The organism is Spirosoma sp. 48-14 (genome assembly GCF_001898575.1).
In the GTDB taxonomy this organism is placed as follows: Bacteria; Bacteroidota; Bacteroidia; order Cytophagales; family Spirosomataceae; genus Spirosoma.
The window spans coordinates 75,907-91,411 of sequence record NZ_MKUD01000006.1 but is presented as its reverse complement, the minus strand read 5'-3'; the positions used below and the strand labels follow the sequence as shown (position 1 = coordinate 91,411).

Genomic DNA, 15,505 nt, shown 5'->3' with positions numbered 1-15,505 from the left:
AATTGCTTTTTCACTTCGAAAAGCGGTTCAATACTGCCCAATCAACCTGTAAAACCTATTGCGTGATGACCACTAATCGTCGTTCATTTCTGAAACAGGCTGCTGGCTCGCTGGCCAGCCTGGCCATATTGCCCCAGGCCTTTGCCGAAGCACCTGCCAAAAAGATGTTTTTCGACATCTCGCTGGCCGAGTGGTCGCTCCATAAGGCGCTGTTTAGCAAAAAGATTACTAATCTGGACTTTCCGGCTATCGCCCGTAAAGAGTTCGACATTAGCATTGTGGAGTATGTCAACCAGTTCTTTAAAGATAAAGCGCAGGACAAAACTTACCTCAACGATCTACTGACGCGCTGCAAAGACAATGGCATTAGCAACCACCTCATCATGATCGACGGCGAGGGAAATCTGGGCGCTACCGATGCCACCGAACGTGCCAAAGCGATCGAAAATCACCATAAGTGGGTCGAATGCGCCAAATACCTGGGTTGTAAAACCATTCGGGTCAACGCTGCCGGACAAGGTACGGCCGAAGAAGTAGCCAAAGGTGCCATCGAAAGTTTGAGCAAGCTAGGCGAATTTGCTAAAACCATGACTATCAACGTTATCGTTGAAAATCACGGGGGCTATTCGTCGAATGGTGAATGGATTGCGAATGTCATGAAACAAGTGAATATGAAAAATGTAGGCACTCTACCTGACTTCGGCAATTTCTGTATGAAGCACAGCCCAGGCAAAGATTTTTCCTGCATTGAAGAATACGACCGCTACAAGGGTACTCAGGAAATGATGCCATTTGCCAAAGGGGTATCAGCGAAGTTCTACAACTTCGATGGCAGTGGCAACTGTGTAGAAACGGACTATAACCGTATCATGAAAATCGTGAAAGGCAGTGGTTTCAAAGGCATCGTGGGCATCGAATATGAAGGCAATACACTGGACGAATACGATGGTATCCGTAAATCAAAAGCCTTACTGGAACGCGTAGGGCCAATTGTATAAACCAGTAACGCGGCTAGAAAGCCGTGAAGCCGAAGACTTATAGGGCAAAGCGCTAATGGCTGCTACCATAAGTCTTCGGCTTCACGGCTTTCCAGCCTCGTTACGTTAGAGGCTCACACTCGGCTGAGTAACAATGCGTAACAACTCCTGCCGGGTGGCTTCGTCTGCAAACTTACCACTATACGATGAGGTGACGGTCGAGCTGTTTACATCGCGTACACCCCGCGTGGATACGCAAAGGTGTTTGGCATCGATAATGACGGCAACATCGTCGGTTTTCAATACACGTTTCAGTTCATCAGCAATCTGAACAGTCAACCGCTCCTGAACCTGCGGACGTTTACAGAAATATTCCACAATCCGATTTAGTTTCGATAAGCCAATCACTTTGCCACTCGATACATACGCTACATGCGCTTTGCCAATGATGGGCACGAAATGGTGTTCGCAATAGGTCTGGACAGTAATATCTTTCTCGACCAGCATTTCGTTGTACCGAAACTTATTGTCGAACAAAGTTACGTCCGGTTTATTAGCCGGATTCAGGCCGCTAAACACTTCCTTCACATACATTTTAGCCACGCGCCGGGGGGACCCTTTCAGGCTATCGTCGGTCAGATCGAGGCCCAGAATGTTCATAATTTCCCGAAAGTGCTCTTCAATCAGATCGATTTTAAAGTCATCATCCAGTGCAAACGCATCAGGGCGCATTGGTGTATCAATTGCGGCAGCACCGTGTGCGTCACCGATTTCATCCACTAATTCGTCGTGTGAATGCCCATTTAAGCTATGACCATTTTGATGGACACCCGCTACAGTCAGGCCATTAGACGGGGTACTCGACGAAGTTCCGTTCAGTTTCATACAATCTGATTTTAAGGTCCAAGCTGTCGCTCAGATGGGGACGCAAAAGGTTATAAATAACAATAGCAATGTTCTCAGCCGACGGATTCAGATCTGCAAATTCTTCGGTATCGAGATTAAGGTTCTTGTGATCGAAGCGACTAATGACATATTGGTTCATCAGGTCACCGAGGTATTTCATATCGATGACGTAGCCGGTTTCAGGATCGATCGGTCCCGTAACCTGCACAATCAGGTCGTAATTATGACCGTGAAAGTTCGGGTTGTTACATTTGCCATATACGCGTGCGTTCTTCTCATCCGACCAATTCGGATTGTTCAGACGATGAGCCGCATTAAAGTGTTCTTTCCGAAATACAGCTACCCGGGGAGTATGCACCCTGGTAATGTCCGTTCGGGGAACATCTACAGTGGAAGTTTCCATAAAAGACCTATCGAAAAACTATCAATCAACCTGTCGTTACAAAGTATGTGTACAACACAGGCAGACAGCAGAGCGTGTAGCCAATACGCTCTTTCGTATGCAGTTGATAGCTGATTAACCAGCTTAGGGCAATTTTTGTTCAACGTTTACTGAAATATATTAAACAAAATAAAATAAACAGGATAAACAAACCTTGCACCGTTTCGAGTTTATAACATCCACCCATACGCGATTGTTCCCTCTTATCCATTCCCTTTAGTGCGTCGGGAACCTCAACTCTACAACACCCGTTTTGCACCCATGAAACGTTTTCGAACTACCATGTTAGTTATCACCATCATTATTCTGAGCTTAGTGGTATCCACCGCTGTATTCATGAAACAAAGTCCATTCGGCAGCGATCCAGCCGATGCACGGCTCGAGCGGATTAAACACTCGCCCAACTATCGCGACGGCGCTTTTCAGAATCTGGAATTTACTCCTACCATGCGCGAAGGGGCTTCCTACATAAATATACTTTGGGAAAACCTGAACAAGCCTCAAAACAACATCCCTCCTCGCCCAATACCCACTGTAAAAACGGATTTAAAAACATTAACTGATGATAAGCCCACGATTGTATGGTTTGGCCACTCCTCATACCTGATCAAATCAAAAGGCGTTAACCTTCTGGTCGACCCGGTTTTCAGCGGCAATGCATCACCCGTTTCGTTTTTTGGCAAATCGTACCCTGGCTCCGATGCCTATGGTGTTGAGGATATGCCCTCTATCGATTACCTGATTCTTACCCACGATCACTACGATCACCTGGATTACCCAACCATTAGTCAACTGATTCCGAAGGTTAAGAAAATTTATACCGCGCTGGGTGTTGGTGCACACCTCGAACGCTGGGGTGCCCGGCCCGACCAGATTGTTGAATTCGACTGGTGGGAGCGTCAATCGGTAGCGCCCGATATTGAACTTACCGCCACACCGGCCCGGCACTTTTCCGGGCGAAGTTTTGCACGTGGCAAAACCCTATGGACCAGTTTCGTTCTGCAATTACACGGCTATAAATTGTTTGTCGGTGGCGATTCGGGTTTTGGCAAACACTTTCAGGAAATTGGGGATAAATTCGGACCATTCGACCTGGCCATTCTCGAATGTGGCCAATACGGTCGCGACTGGCCCAATATTCACATGTTTCCCGAAGAAGTGGTTACGGCTGCCCAGGATTTGCGTGCCCGTACGATTCTACCTGTTCACTGGGCCAAATTTTCGCTGGCCATGCACGCGTGGAATGAACCGATTCAACGGCTTCTCAAAAAATCGGAACAGCAAGGCATGGATGTAACAACACCCCATATTGGCGAACCCGTAGTTCTGAATGCATCTTATCCGCGTACCGTTTGGTGGAATTTCTGATTAAGTCGTCTGCACGTATGTTTTTTAGACTAAAACGGCTTTCTTTGAGTCGTTAACCGACATTCGCAACCCAGTAGTATGCAGAACCCTACCCGACGTCAGTTTATTCGAACAGCTACCATAACCGGAACAGCCGCGTCTGTTTTCCCAGCCATTCTTACCGGAGCCAAACCCGCCGACCCGACTGTTCGGCTAGCTTTTATTGGTGTTGGTGCACGGGGCCGTAGTCACGTTGCCCAGGCTTTATTCCGTGATGATGTGCAGATAACCGCTATCTGTGACCCAGACCCGGAAGCTATAAGCCGCACCAAAGCGATGATTACCAAAGCAGGCCGAAAAGAGCCCGCTGTTTATGGCAAAGGCGACGAAGCATTCCGTGACATGCTTAAGCGTGACGACATAGATGGTGTCGTGATTGCCACTCCCTGGGAATGGCATGTCCCTATGGCAGTAGCTACCATGAAAGCCGGTAAATATGCAGCTGTAGAAGTTTCGGCAACCGTTACACTGAAAGAGTCTTGGGATCTGGTCGATACATTTGAAAAAACGGGCTCTCATTGCATGATTCTGGAGAACGTCTGTTATCGGCGCGATGTACTGTCCGTACTCAACATGATTCGGCAGGGTATGTTTGGCGAGATGCTTTACGCGCACTGTGGCTATCAGCACGATCTACGGAACATCAAATTCAACGATGGAAAATCCATTGGTGGTGTTGGAGCAGAGTTTGGTGCTAAAGGCTATTCAGAAGCCCATTGGCGCACGCAGCACTCAGTCGACCGTAACGGTGACCTTTACCCTACACATGGTCTTGGTCCGGTTGCGCACTGGTTAAATATCAACCGGGGTAATCAATTTGTCCGATTGACATCTATGGCCACAAAAAGTCGGGGGCTACACAAATACGTTGTCGACAAAGGTGGCCCGAATCACCCCAATGCGAAAGTCAACTTCAAACTAGGCGATGTGGTCACGACAATGGTCCAGTGCGCCAATGGAGAGAATATCGTTATCATCCACGACACGAACTCCCCACGCCCTTATTCACTAGGTTTTCGGGCGCAGGGAACGCAAGGCATCTGGATGGACGACAACGATATGATTTATCTGGAAGGTACCAGTCCTAAACCACACAACTGGGAACCTTTTGCCCCCTATCAGGAGAAATATGACCACCCGTTGTGGAAACGGCATGCGCAAACGGCCGAAAACGCCGGACACGGGGGCATCGATTTTTTTGTACTCCGAGCGTTTATTGAGTCGGTCAAAGCTAAAACCCCACCACCGATCGACGTCTATGACGCTGCCGTCTGGAGCGCTATCAGCCCACTATCGGAGCAAAGTATTGCCGGTGGTAGCAAGTCTGTCGAAATACCGGATTTCACGCGGGGGAAATGGAAAACGAACAAGCCGATCTTCGGTTTAACGGATAATTTCTAACCTGGGATTCATGCAGGGTTAAAAAGATTGGCAGGATTTTGTTAACATTGGAATCCTTTTCACAAATACAAAATCCTGCAATTTTTAAAACCTTTTAGAAATCTTGGTTCAGGCACCTTCTAAAACCCAGAATTACACAGGCCCTCTACTTATTATTGGGGCTCTTTTTTTCGTCTTTGGCTTCGTAACGTGGGTCAACAGCGTCTTGATTGCTTTTTTTAAACAGGCCTTCAGCCTGACATCATTTCAGTCGACGCTGGTTGCATTTGCCTTTTTTATTTCATACACCGTAATGGCGATCCCGTCGTCGGCAGTGCTCAAACGCACTGGTTTTAAAAATGGGATGTCGCTGGGTTTATTGGTAATGGCCGTAGGGACCCTGATTTTCGTTCCGGCAGCCAAGTCGGTCTCCTATCCTTTGTTCCTGATTGGGTTATTCATTATCGGTATCGGGCTAACGGTTTTGCAAACGGCGTCTAATCCGTACGCCACCATCCTGGGGCCCCGTGAGAGCGCGGCTCAACGAATTAGTTTTCTTGGGATCGCCAACAAACTGGCCGGTATCTGTAGTCAGGTTATTTTTGGTGGATTACTACTATCGGGAGCCAACGAAGCCGTTGGAGCCGCTTCGCTCGAAAAAGTAGTAACCCCTTATATGGTTCTAACGGGTGTTCTGGTCGTATTAGCCGGCCTGATCCGATTCTCCAATCTACCCGAAGTATCGGAAGAGCAGGACGACGCCCCAGCCGATAAGACCGCTATTCATGACAGTGTCTGGGCATTCCCCAACCTGGTACTGGGTGTTCTGGCGCTGTTCTGCTATGTAGGTGCTGAAGTATTAACAGGCGACTTAATCATTAGCTACGGACATGCCATTGGGTTCAGTAACGATGAAGCGAAACATTTTACAACGTATACACTGGTTGGCCTACTAGTGGGGTATCTGCTGGGTATCATTGCCATTCCCCGCTGGATTTCCCAACAAAATGCGCTACGTTATGGCATGATTCTGGCCTTGCTCCTAACGGTCGGCGCTCTGGCAACCGATGGGTTTGCATCCGTACTCTGCATTGCTCTGATGGGCTTTGCTATTGCCCCCACCTGGCCAGCTATCTGGCCGCTCGCCCTGAATCGGCTGGGGAAATTTACCAAGCTCGGCTCGGCCTTACTCATTATGGCTATTGCAGGAGGGGCTTTACTGCCCTTGTTACATGGCTATCTGACCGATGCCATCAGCCCTAAAATGGCTTACGCTTTATTGTTACCGCTTTTCGGCTACATTCTGTACTACGCAACAGTAGGGTATAAGAAAACAAGCTGGTAATGTCGATTACAGTATCTACACCAGGGCGTATCTGCCTGTTTGGCGAGCACCAGGATTATTTAGGGCTGCCCGTCATAGCAGCTGCTATTTCGCGTCGGATTCAGGTATCAGCGCATAACACCGACAAGTTGGGATTTTGGCTGGAATTACCTGACATTCAATCATCAATTGCTATTCCATTCGATGGGACGCCACTGCCTTACCCGGAAATCCGCGACTATTTCCGATCGGGTGTGAATGTTCTGTTGCGGGAAGGGTTTACGTTTTCGAAAGGTGTTGAGGGTGAAGTACGGGGGAATATTCCCATTAATTCAGGGACATCAAGTTCATCGGCCTTACTGGTTACCTGGCTCCATACACTCACCCAATTGGCCGACGAGCCCCGGCAGCTTTCGCAGGAACGGCTGGCCGAACTAGCTTATGTCGCCGAAGTCCTGGAATTTGGCGAACCGGGTGGTATGATGGATCATTACTCAACGGCGGTTGGTGATGTGATCTACCTGGAGTCGCAGCCACAAATTCACCTGGAAAAGCTTCATCCGGCTTTAGGTACGTTTGTTCTCGGCGATTCGCAGGAGCCCAAAGATACCATCGGCATTCTGAAACGGGTAAAACTGGGGATGCTCGACATCATTCAGAAACTCAAGTCGATCAATCCGGTATTTTCGCTAACCGATTTTGAGATTACCGAAGTAGGCGAGTTCAAGGATTTTCTGAGTAAAGACGATTACATCCTGCTGAAAGGAAATCTATCGAACCGCGATATTTTACGTGAAGCTCTGACCGTTCTCAAAGCTGATAACAAGCTGGATCATGTTCATTTTGGCAAACTCCTGACCGATCATCAGACCAACCTCCGGGAAGCACAGCGCATTAGTACTCCAAAAATAGACCGGATGCTGGATGCAGCTCTGAATGCAGGAGCCTTAGGGGGAAAAATCAACGGTTCGGGTGGGGGCGGTTGCATGTTTGCCTATGCGCCTAATGAACCCGAACGTGTAGCCGAAGCCATAGAACGCGAAGGCGGCAAAGCTTATATAATTACGATTGATAAAGGGACATCGTTACGTTAATCTGATCGCCAACCCCTCTCCTGTTGTGGCAGAGGGGTTGGCGATCAGGTTAACTTAATTAGACTCCACATTAGCCGCCCGTTGCGCAGGGAACCAGGATGTCAGGATGGTGATCAGAATGACAAGAGCCCCTGTCAGGGCTATATCTCCCCATTGAAGATGTACAGGATAAGCATCGATAATGGAATCCATCAGGCCCATACCTATCATCCCATAGCGTTCCTGCGCCACACAGAGCAAAACACCGAGTATCAATCCGCCAACGGCACCCGTTAAGGCAATAATAGCGCCTTCAGTCAGAAAAATGCGCCGGACCATGTTTTTCGTAGCTCCCAGGGCAAACATAATCTGGATATCGGCTTTCTTCTCGATGACCAGCATCGATAACGAAAAGAATATGTTGATCGAGGCTACCAGAATAATGAACGAAAGCGTAATGGCTACGAACAACTTTTCGACGTAAATAGCCCGGTAAAGATCAACATTCAGGTCATCGCGGCTTTGTACAATCAACTTTCCTCCTGGCGCCAGTTTATCCACAACCTGCTGCAACGCCTGTTTGGCCGTTTGCTCATTCGTGCCAGGATGTAGTTGAATTTCCAGGCTTGTCACTTCATTCGGTGCATACCCAAATAGCTCGCGGGCCACTGATAACGGAGCCAGAACGAAGTTATCGTAACGCGATTCAATAAAAAAGACCCCCGAAACAGTAAGTCGTTCCCGGGTAAATGCATCGGGATTGATCACACTCAATGTCTGTCCGCTCTTTGGATAGAGGATTTCAAGTGGGGTCAGAATATCGACTGGTGAAATACTCAGATCATGGCGAACTCCATCAGCCACGATAGCATAGTTAGCTCCATCCTGATGCAATAACAGTCGTCCTTCAAGTAAAGCCGAATCGAGTTGTTGCCGTTGCAGATAATTCTCGTCGACGCCCTTCAGCCGGATAACAGTCTGGGCATTGGCATACCTGGCCAGTGCATTATCCTGGGCAACGGACGACAGCAGATGAACCCCCGAGACCTGGCTCAGTCCCTTGACCAAAGCGGGAGACGCTATAAATCGCTTACCCTGCTTCGGCGAGATGGTCATATCGGCTTCGAACGACTTAAAAATTTGTCGGTTTAGTTCTTCCATCCCATTAAATACCGACAGCACCACCACCAGGGCCATCGTTCCAACGCCCACACCGAGCATCGACATAATGGACAACCAGCTGATGAAACTGCGTTTTTTACGAGAGAAAAAATATCGACGGGCAATCCAAAGGGGGAGGTTCATTTTTAAAAAGCGAAAGAGCGAAAGAGCGAAAGAGTGAAAAAGCGGCCCTTTCAATTCGCTCTTTCACTCTTTCACTCTTTCACTCTTCATCTTCCTCCGGCGCGGGCGGAATATCCAGCCCGGCAAAGAGTTTATCCATCTTATCGGCATATTCGGCCGTATCATCGATGAAGAAATTCAGTTCAGGAACGATACGGAGCTGGTGCCGAACCCGATCACCCAGATGCTGACGAATCACTTTGCCTTTCTCCTGAATCGTTTCCAGTAAAAGAGCTTTGTTCTTCGTTGCCAGAAAACTTAAGTATACACGCGCCACGCTCAAGTCGGGCGAAACACGCACATTCGTGACGGTAATGAACGCTCCACCGAACAAATGCGGCACTTCACGCTGAAAAATTTCGCTCAAATCCTTTTGAAGCTGCCGGGCTACCTTCTGCTGTCGTTTCGATTCCATATTACTTGGCGCTTAATCTATTCTGCAAATATCCACTCATTTTTCCATTATGCCGAAAATGGCCGTAATTTTACATCAGCTGTCGGTTTACAGTTTTGTCTGATAAAAACTACAAACCGTTAACCATTATTTGTCTTGCTTCGTTTTTTTCAATCCTATTTCCCCTATCAGTACGTCAGTTTACTGGGGTTGCTGGTTCTGATCCGTCTGCCACTGCTTCTGCACTCATTTCCGCTATTAACGCCGGAACTGAACTGGATGATTGTAGGCGAACAGATCAATCAGGGGGATTTATTGTACCGCGACATCTGGGACAGTGTCAGCCCTTTATCTGCATTAGCGTATTGGGCGCTCGATATACTATTTGGCCGCTCTACAACCGCCCTACATGCAGCCGCGCTGGTGGTGTCTGTATTTCAGATTGTTTATTTCAACTACCTCTGCAATAACCGCGACCTTTACCCTGACCGTACATTCTGGCCTGGGCTTATTTATATGCTGTTCATGCATATATCATACGACTGCCTGACGTTGTCGCCGGTACTAATGTCGACCAGTTTTTTGCTACTGGCCTTCGGAACCCTTGTCCGACAAATGGACCGGCGAGGGGTGACCGATGAAGTTTTTGAAGTTGGGTTTTACATTGGCATTGCCGCCCTATTCTACCTTCCTTCAGCCCTTTTCATCATCTGGACAATGCTATCCCTGTTATTCTACACGGGAGCGTCGTTTCGGCAATACTCGCTATCGTTTTTTGGTTTTCTGTTTCCAGTTGCGGCTACTGTCCTGTTCTATTACCTCAGTGATAGCCTCGACGATTTTAATAGAAACCTGCTGGCGTCGGTTTTCCGCGTACGTCAGTATTCGCTCTCCGATTTCCAATCACTGCTGGCGTCGTTACTCATTCCGCTGGGATTAGGCGTTCTGGGTTTTCTGAGTTTGTTCAATAGAGGGAACCGTTATATCAATTTTCAGCAGCGAATCCAGCAAATAATGGCCTTATGGTTTGTGATTGCGGTTCTGACGATTGGCCTCATGCCCTTTCTGGCGCCCATGGTATTCTTAAGCTTTGTGCCGCCAATGGCGTATTTCACCTACTTTTATTTTGAGGGTATACGCCGGGCCTGGCTGGCCGAACTTACCTTTCTGATTGCCTTTTCATTGGTGCTGCTGCTCTTTTATCAGGGCGCATTGGGGCTAATACCAGGTGCTGAACTGGGGCGATTGAGTAATCTTCAGGTGAAGCCGTCTCCCCTACCCGGAGATATTCGCAACCAGCACGTACTCATCATCGGCGAAGACCTAAGCGCTTATCGATACAACCGATTGGCGACCCCCTACCTCAACTGGGACCTGGCTAAGTATGATCTAAAAAACCTCGACAATTACGAAGCGGTCATCAATGTATACGATCACTTCCGCAAAGACCCACCCGATTACATTGTCGATCGTGAAAAAGTCGTTGAGAAGCTGTTCCAGCGTGCTCCTGCACTAGCCAGTCAGTACGAGCCAACCTCCGTTGTGGATGTATACAAGCGAAAAAAATAGCCACTAGTCGATGCGTATCAGGCTTCGTGATGTATCTTGCCATATTGACTGACACTCATTCCCGGTATGCCTTCCTCTTCCTACTCATTTACCAATAAACGTACGAACCTGTACATTTTTTTGAGCGCCATTTTTCTGACCAACGCACTGGTAGCTGAAATTATCGGCGTAAAAATTTTCTCGGTCGAAACGCTACTCGGTACTAAACCAGCTCAGATTCATCTGTTTGGCGATTTTATTCTGGATTTCAACCTGACGGCAGGTGCCGTTATCTGGCCGTTTGTATTCATTACATCCGATATTATCAATGAATACTTTGGGAAAGCGGGTGTCCGGCGCATTTCATTCCTGACAGCCGGTTTCATCGCGTATAGTTTTCTGATTATCTATGTCGTTACAACACTGCCCCCCGCCCAATTCTGGCTTGATGTCAACGCAAAAGATGGGGCAGGAAATGCGATCAACATCAACAATGCATTCCAGATGATCTTTCGGCAGGGACTAGGTATTATTATTGGCTCCCTAACAGCCTTCCTGATCGGTCAAATTCTGGACGTTTATGTTTTTCACTTCCTTCGACGCATAACCGGAAGCCAAAAAATCTGGCTTCGGGCCACAGGCTCTACCCTTGTTTCCCAGTTGATCGACTCGTTTGTCGTATTGGGCATTGCTTTTTATATTTTTGGCAACTGGTCGCTCACGCAGGTATTGGCAGTAGGTATAATTAACTATATTTACAAAGCGACTTCTGCGGTTGTGCTAACACCACTCCTGTATGTAGCCCATTATTTCATTGACCGCTACTTGGGCAAAGAACACGCTGAAGAACTGGCCAATGAATCGGCCATGAGCTCCTTTATGTGAGCGTTCGCCAACGAGTTTAGTGACCCAACACCTTCCCATTTAAAAACATCTTAGCGAAAAAATCCAGGAGTGGCCGGCGAATACGGCTGCCTGAATGGTTGGTGTATGCGAATACGTTTAGTTTTTTGGCTATGTCTGCTATACACATCAGCAGTAGCCCAGACCATTACACGTGGTCCTTATTTGCAGCTTGGAAGTCAGACTGCCGTTTCAATCCGATGGCGAACTGACGTACCAACAGTTGGTCGAGTCTTATACGGGCTTTCGGCGGGTAACTTTACCAATAGTGTAACGGAGTCGGCCAGCACAACTGAGCACGAAATTCGACTAACGGGTTTAAATCCTGATACACAGTACTTTTACGGTATTGGTACTTCCGAGCAGGTATTACAACAGGGAACAGATAATTATTTTCTGACGGCCCCCCAAAAAACAACAAAGCGTAAAATTCGGGTTGTTTCGTTTGGTGATGCTGGCATGAATCCCAACAACAACCAGACGAATGTTCGGGACGCGTTTTTAAACTTTCGTGGAAACACGACCACCGACCTCTGGATGCTAATTGGCGACAACTCTTACGACGGCGACGATGCATCGTATCAGGTAAATTTTTTTGCTCCTTACCAAGCCAACCTGATGAAAAATGCCATGCTGTATGCTGTACCTGGCAACCATGACTACAGCAATAACCCAACCCTGCAAGCTTCGCATACTATTCCTTACTTCTCTATTTTCAGTCTGCCCACCAAAGCTGAAAGTGGGGGTATTGCCTCTGGTACCAAAGAGTGGTATTCGTTCGACTACGGCCCCATTCATTTTGTGATGCTCGATGGCTATGGCACCCGTAACGTTAATGGAAGCGACATTCGTTTTTACGCTGATACAACTAATCACCCACAGGCTGTCTGGCTGAAACAGGACCTGGCAGCTACTACGCAGAAATGGAAAATTGTATACATGCATTTTCCCCCGTATACACAAGGAAATCATAATTCAGAAACCGAACCGGATCTGATTGCTATTCGTCAGCGTATCAATCCTATTCTCGAACGATTTGGGGTCGATATAGTCATGATGGGCCACAGCCATGTTTATGAACGATCCTATCCGCTTCATGATCAATATGGCCCTATGAGCGATTTTACAGCGAGCCCGTCCACCTACATTTACCCCAAAGACAATAGCACAGGCCGTTACGATGGTTCCGCCAGTTCGTGCGCCTACAAAAGCACATCTGCCCGAAAAAAACAGGGAACGATGTATGTTGTTGCGGGTTCATCCGGCGCATTGGGCTATAACCAAAACTTAAACCCGCATCCTGTTATGGTGTCAACACAGCGAACAACCGGCGGGGCGTTTTATTTCGAAGTAGAAGACAACCGACTCGACGCAAAATTTATTCAACCGAATGGATCAACCTACACTATTGGCGATCAATTTACGGTGATGAAAGATGTCGGCCTAACACAAACAATAACGATTCCTACCAGCCAGTCAATAACACTCACAGCCTCATTTATCAGCGACTATCAATGGAGTAACTCTGCCAATAGTGCCTTTTCAGCAACTAGTCGCTCAGTCACAATCACGCCAACACCAGGGGCAACAGCCACGTACATAGTTCGTGACAGCAAAAACTGTGTTCAGGATGTATATACCGTACTCAGCTCAGACATGATGTTTACAATGAAAGCTGGAAACTGGAACGACTCATCTATCTGGTCAGGCAATCGGCTTCCTACAAAGGCTGATGTTTTACAGCTAAAACATCTGGTGAGCCTCCCTGACAATACCGAAGGGCACGCTCAGAAAATAATCTACGATCCAGGAAGTAAGCTGCAACTGGGGAATCAGGCAAAACTTTGGGTCAATCAGTGATATTTTGCTCTCCCAACATCTGGTAGTAAAAGAAAACAGCTTAATATCGGCCACCAATCTGTCGATGATTCAAGGCCTTATTGCCGTCAATCTCCGGTAAACGGGCAGGTCGTTGGGTAAGCGCCGTTGTATCAGTCAGGGCTTTCATAAAGGCAACGAGGGCTTTTTGCTCGCCACTGCTTAGGTGAAGCGGTTCGCCGGACAACGTTTGGCTTTCCAGTTGAATACCTATTCCGCGACCTCCCCCACGATTATAGAAATCAACAACCTGCTCCAACGTCTGATACACCCCATTATGCATATACGGAGCGGTCAATGCCACATTACGAATGGTTGGGGTTTTGAACGCATACCGATGGATGTTTTTTTGATACGTCGAAAACTTTCCCGGATCAGTATCAAGCTTCGCTTTACGGGTGCTGGCCTTTTGTGGGACCCCGATGATCTCACTCTCCGTCTTTTCGTAGTGAGGAGGTATAAATCCATTATAAATCGGAAAAAAATGACAGGTAGCACAACGACCTTTTCCCATAAATAGATTAAAACCCGTCAGTTCGTCAGTCGACAGCGTTACAGGTTCGCCACGCAGATAGCGGTCCGGGCGGGCATTGAGGCTCGTCAAACTTCGAACGTAACAGGCTAATGCATTGCGCACATTATACCCCGTCAATCCCGTCGGAAAAGTAGCTGCAAACCAGGATCTGTAGGCTGAGCTACTCCCTAATTTTTGCGCTACTTCGTCCGACGAGCTGTGCATCTCGTCGGAATTTTTAAGTACATCATGAGCCTGATCTTCCAGGTACGTAACCCTCGAATCGTAAAACTGAACGTTTTGCAGGCCAGCATTCAACAAAGTCGGCGCATTTCGCTTTACACGTTTCATCAAGCTACCAAAAGCCCGGCTTTTTCGCCGTCCGTCGGTAAAGGCACGTTCAGGCTGGTGACAGGACGCACAACTTCGGGCATTGTTGCCCGACAATAGCGGATCGAAAAATAGCGTTCTTCCCAATGCGACCTTCTGCGGAGTAGTGGCAAAATCACCAAAATTGATCAGGTAATCCGTTCGGAAAGCGCCGGAATCGGACAAGGTAGCAACCCGAGGAGATAGAAACCGGCCACTGGAAGCGGGCAAAATTCCTAACGACTGCCGTGCCTGCTGCAGCACTTGACACAAGGGATACAAGCCATTTCGGATAAACGAAACCCGGTCGAAGCTGGTAAAATCATGTGCCTGTTGCAGCATCCTAATAGCCATTTGCCATCGTCCTTCCAGTTGAGCGGCCATTGATTTGGTAAGATGCCTGGAGTAAGGCAGGATAATCGCCTGAAGCGTCTGGAAAGAAGCAAGTGCTTCAACAATTCCGGTTCGGGCCTCAGGGGCATCATACCCAGTTATCCCTAAGGTCTGGATACGGAAAAGTTGCTGACGGACGGCCTCCCAACAATCGGAGTCCGTTATGCGATCGCCCGGAATACCTTGCTCCAGCCGGGACGAATACGTTAATAATTTGTTCAGTTCATACAACAGACTATCGTTCTGCGTCGGATCATACTCAGGAAATAAATAGGGTTCAATCACTTGCAACCCAACTGGCCGAATGGGCGTTTGCGCTGGATCGTCATCCTCCACTTCCACTATTGGAGGGCCATTAACGCGCCCTGCCAGTACAGGCTGATAATATTCGAGCAGCCACTCAATCCGTTTATATGCCAATCGACTTTGTTCAAACGCCAACCGCAACGAATCGACTGGAGCATTGGCCTGAACATGCATAGCCAACCTGTTCACCTGCTCGTGAAATCGTACCTTATCGGCCAAAAACCGATTGTAAATGGTCTGTCCATCACCCATATCGGCACGCTTTTGGGGAAGGGAAGCAGCCAAAAAGGTGAATAAGACAAGTAAACGAACAATTGGGCACATCCTCTGCTACGTATCAGACAGCA

13 protein-coding genes are annotated in these 15,505 nt (G+C 47.9%); 8 read left to right on the top strand and 5 right to left on the bottom strand.

What is annotated here, in order from left to right:
* Window positions 1–65 precede the first annotated feature (65 nt).
* A complete protein-coding gene (locus BGO59_RS05810; RefSeq protein WP_293682015.1) occupies window positions 66–998 on the top strand; it encodes a sugar phosphate isomerase/epimerase in 933 nt (310 codons plus the stop codon).
* 105 nt (window positions 999–1,103) lie between these two features.
* On the opposite strand, the gene folE is transcribed toward BGO59_RS05810, so the two are convergent.
* Together folE and BGO59_RS05800 are read right to left on the bottom strand one after the other, a co-directional pair.
* On the bottom strand, window positions 1,104–1,862 hold the full coding sequence (folE, locus tag BGO59_RS05805; protein WP_293682012.1) for a GTP cyclohydrolase I FolE: 759 nt from the start codon (window positions 1,860–1,862) through the stop codon (window positions 1,104–1,106).
* Entirely contained in the window at window positions 1,825–2,286 is a 462-nt protein-coding gene (locus BGO59_RS05800) for a 6-carboxytetrahydropterin synthase (protein WP_293682009.1), read from the bottom strand. The genes folE and BGO59_RS05800 overlap by 38 nt, the downstream gene beginning before the upstream one ends.
* 300 nt (window positions 2,287–2,586) lie before the next feature.
* On the opposite strand from BGO59_RS05800, the gene BGO59_RS05795 reads away from it, so the two are divergent.
* The 4 genes from BGO59_RS05795 to BGO59_RS05780 all read left to right on the top strand — a co-directional run bounded on the left by BGO59_RS05795 (window position 2,587) and on the right by BGO59_RS05780 (window position 7,530).
* Window positions 2,587–3,693, top strand: coding sequence for an MBL fold metallo-hydrolase (locus BGO59_RS05795; protein WP_293682006.1), 1,107 nt, complete (start codon window positions 2,587–2,589; stop codon window positions 3,691–3,693).
* 78 nt (window positions 3,694–3,771) lie between these two features.
* Window positions 3,772–5,133, top strand: a complete 1,362-nt coding sequence (locus tag BGO59_RS05790; RefSeq protein WP_293682003.1) for a Gfo/Idh/MocA family oxidoreductase — start codon at window positions 3,772–3,774, stop codon at window positions 5,131–5,133.
* A gap of 103 nt (window positions 5,134–5,236) precedes the next feature.
* On the top strand, window positions 5,237–6,457 hold the full coding sequence (locus tag BGO59_RS05785) for a sugar MFS transporter (RefSeq protein ID WP_293682000.1): 1,221 nt from the start codon (window positions 5,237–5,239) through the stop codon (window positions 6,455–6,457).
* Entirely contained in the window at window positions 6,457–7,530 is a 1,074-nt protein-coding gene (locus BGO59_RS05780) for a galactokinase family protein (RefSeq protein ID WP_293681997.1), read from the top strand. Before BGO59_RS05785 ends, BGO59_RS05780 begins: the two co-directional genes overlap by 1 nt.
* A gap of 54 nt (window positions 7,531–7,584) precedes the next feature.
* On the opposite strand, the gene BGO59_RS05775 is transcribed toward BGO59_RS05780, so the two are convergent.
* Window positions 7,585–8,814, bottom strand: a complete 1,230-nt coding sequence (locus BGO59_RS05775; RefSeq protein WP_293681994.1) for an ABC transporter permease — start codon at window positions 8,812–8,814, stop codon at window positions 7,585–7,587.
* A 79-nt stretch (window positions 8,815–8,893) separates the two neighbouring features.
* Complete coding sequence (rbfA, locus tag BGO59_RS05770; RefSeq protein ID WP_293681991.1) at window positions 8,894–9,268, bottom strand: 30S ribosome-binding factor RbfA; 375 nt, start codon at window positions 9,266–9,268, stop codon at window positions 8,894–8,896.
* Between the two features lie 135 nt (window positions 9,269–9,403).
* Here rbfA and BGO59_RS05765 point away from each other — a divergent pair, with 135 nt between their 5' ends.
* The 3 genes from BGO59_RS05765 (at window position 9,404) to BGO59_RS05755 (ending at window position 13,558) form a co-directional block, all read left to right on the top strand.
* On the top strand, window positions 9,404–10,816 hold the full coding sequence (locus BGO59_RS05765) for a hypothetical protein (protein ID WP_293681988.1): 1,413 nt from the start codon (window positions 9,404–9,406) through the stop codon (window positions 10,814–10,816).
* A 66-nt stretch (window positions 10,817–10,882) separates the two neighbouring features.
* Window positions 10,883–11,680: a queuosine precursor transporter gene (locus BGO59_RS05760; RefSeq protein ID WP_293681985.1), complete on the top strand. Its 798-nt coding sequence runs from the start codon at window positions 10,883–10,885 to the stop codon at window positions 11,678–11,680.
* Between the two features lie 105 nt (window positions 11,681–11,785).
* On the top strand, window positions 11,786–13,558 hold the full coding sequence (locus tag BGO59_RS05755; RefSeq protein WP_293681982.1) for a metallophosphoesterase family protein: 1,773 nt from the start codon (window positions 11,786–11,788) through the stop codon (window positions 13,556–13,558).
* A 40-nt stretch (window positions 13,559–13,598) separates the two neighbouring features.
* Here the strand turns inward: BGO59_RS05755 and BGO59_RS05750 are convergent, their stop codons facing one another.
* Window positions 13,599–15,443 carry a cytochrome c peroxidase gene (locus tag BGO59_RS05750; protein ID WP_293681979.1) on the bottom strand — a complete coding sequence of 615 codons (1,845 nt, stop codon included), beginning with the start codon at window positions 15,441–15,443 and terminating at the stop codon, window positions 13,599–13,601.
* Window positions 15,444–15,505 lie beyond the last annotated feature (62 nt).